General features: G+C 69.6%; 3 protein-coding genes. All 3 read left to right on the plus strand.

Features of this window, described 5'->3' with window-relative positions; all coding sequences use genetic code 11:
* The coding region (locus AB4Y84_RS21060; RefSeq protein ID WP_442250860.1) for a hypothetical protein at nt 1-390 on the plus strand (390 nt) is incomplete at its 5' end.
* A 5-nt stretch (nt 391-395) separates the two neighbouring features.
* The gene (locus tag AB4Y84_RS21065) at nt 396-1,094 is read left to right on the plus strand and encodes a hypothetical protein (protein WP_442250861.1); all 699 of its coding nucleotides are present in this window, start codon (nt 396-398) and stop codon (nt 1,092-1,094) included.
* Between the two features lie 43 nt (nt 1,095-1,137).
* Nucleotides 1,138-1,655, plus strand: a 518-nt coding sequence (locus AB4Y84_RS21070) for a toxic anion resistance protein (RefSeq protein ID WP_442250862.1), incomplete at its 3' end; no start/stop codon positions are given.

Below are 1,655 nucleotides of genomic sequence, written 5' to 3' on the forward strand. Positions count from 1 at the left end.
GCGCCATGGCCCGCCCTGCTGGCAGCGCTGCAGCGCCTGGCCGATGCGCGTCCGGCCAGCGCGCCGGCTGCCGCCGTACCGCAGGCCGCAGCCACGCCATTGGCCGAAGACCTGCAGGCTGGTCTGGCACCGCTGCTGCAGCTGCTGGTCGCCTCGCAGGAACAGCAGGTGCAGTTGTCGCAGACGTTGGCGGCGTTTGCCGGGTGGGCCCGGCAGCAGGTAACTGCCGATGTGGCAACGACCGACACGCGTCGTCGCCCGCGCGTGCGTCGTGCAGCGACTCCGGAAGAACGTGCGCTGGACGAAGCGCTGATGCGCCACTTCTACGGTGAATCATTGCCGCCGGAAACGGTGGCTGATGACGGCCCACGGCCGCCGCCACTGCCGTGACCTGCGTGCGCACCCTGCCCGAACCCACGCTTCCGGCGCGCGCCGATGTGGCCACGCTGGCAGCGTACGGCAGCCACTTGCTGCAGGTATTGGCCGAGCCTGCACCGTTGCAGGCCGGCGCGGAAGGCGAGGGACTGGTGGCTGCGCTGGCGCGGATCGCATTGGCGTTGCAGGCCAGCGATCCGGCGCGCCTGGGCCGGCAGGAGAGCTGGTGGGGGCGCCTGCTCGGCCGTGACGTTGAACGCCAGGCACAGGCGCAGGGGCTGCAGGCGCAGCTGGGCGTGCTGGCGCTTCAGGCGCGCGAGCAGGCCCAGGGTCTCGCGCAGCGTGTGCAGCAGCGTGCCCGGGCCATCATCGACAACGATGCGGCTGCCGCCGCGTTGGAGGCCTGGGCCACGTTCGGCGCCGCGCAGCTGGCAATGCTGGAAGGAGCCGCGCAGGCCGCTCTGGCGCCGCGCGTGGACCACCTGCAGCGGCTGGCCACGCTGCGACGTATCGAAAGCGGGCAGTGGCAGCTGCTGCAGCAGCAGGATGAGGCCCTGCTGCAGCGCTTCRTCCGCATCCATGATGTCCTGCTGCCGGCCTGGCGCCAGGCCGCATTGGCGCGCCAGGCACAGGCGCAGGCTGCACAGGCCGAGCAGGCAGCCACGCTGCAGGCCCAGATCGACGACGAAGTAGCCGCTGCTCAGGCTAGACTGCCCTGAGCCGGCCGCCGCTGCCGCTTATCCACCGCAAGGACACTGCCCGATGACCCAGGACAGCCAGAACTCCGGCACGCTCGTGCCCGCCACCACGCCCGCCCCTGAACTTGATGACAGCACGTTGAAGGCCCTCGGCCTGGTCCGCGACGACCTGCCGCGCATCGCCGAAATCGGCCGCGAGCTGGAAGACCTGCGTCCGGGCAACCTGCAGATATTCGGTCGTGAAGCCGCCGCTCGGACAACGGCCTTCTCCAGCCAGCTGCTGGATCAGGTGCGCAACCGTGACCTCGACGCCAATGGCGAGAAACTCGGCGAAGTGGTGCGCATCGCGCGCGAGCTCAAGCTGGATGGTTTCTCCCAGCGCTCGAAGGTGCCGTTGATCGGTGGCCTCATCGATCGCCTGCGTTCTTCCAAGGGCGAACTGGTGCAGAAGTTCAGCGATACCAATTCGCAGATCGAACAGCTGCTCGGCGACGTGGGCGCGCAGCAGGCGCTGRTGGGCAAGCGGGTGACCGATTTCGACCGCATGCATGACGTCGTCCGCGAGGAACGTCACGCCCTGGG

Source organism: Stenotrophomonas sp. 2YAF22, from assembly GCF_052114665.1.
Classification (GTDB): Bacteria; Pseudomonadota; Gammaproteobacteria; order Xanthomonadales; family Xanthomonadaceae; genus Stenotrophomonas; species Stenotrophomonas indicatrix.